This is a genomic window from Frankia sp. Mgl5, from assembly GCF_023242985.1.
Classification (GTDB): Bacteria; Actinomycetota; Actinomycetes; order Frankiales; family Frankiaceae; genus Parafrankia; species Parafrankia soli.
Genome location: NZ_JALKFY010000561.1, coordinates 1 through 338 on the forward strand (window position 1 = coordinate 1; position 338 = coordinate 338).

1 pseudogene is annotated in these 338 nt (G+C 71.0%); it reads right to left on the bottom strand.

The window, feature by feature from the left end:
* Positions 1-338: pseudogene (locus tag MXD62_RS10630) on the bottom strand (polyketide synthase); the annotation flags it as partial.

Sequence of the window (338 nt, forward strand, 5' to 3'; positions counted from 1 at the left end):
TCCGTCACCAGCGACACCGCACCCGCCGACCAGTCCACATGCCCCGACGGCCGATCCACGTGCAGCGTCTTCGGGACGACGCCGCGCCGCAGCGCCTGCACCGTCTTGATAACCGCCGCGGCACCCGCGGCGGCCTGCGTGTGCCCGATGTTCGACTTCAACGACCCCAACAGCACCGGACGTCCCTCGTCACGGCCCTGGCCGTAGGTGGCGAGCACGGCCTGGGCCTCGATCGGGTCGCCGAGACGCGTCCCCGTCCCATGCCCCTCCACCACATCCACATCAGCCGTCGTCAACCCCGCATCCGCCAACGCCGCCCGAATCACCCGCTCCTGCGA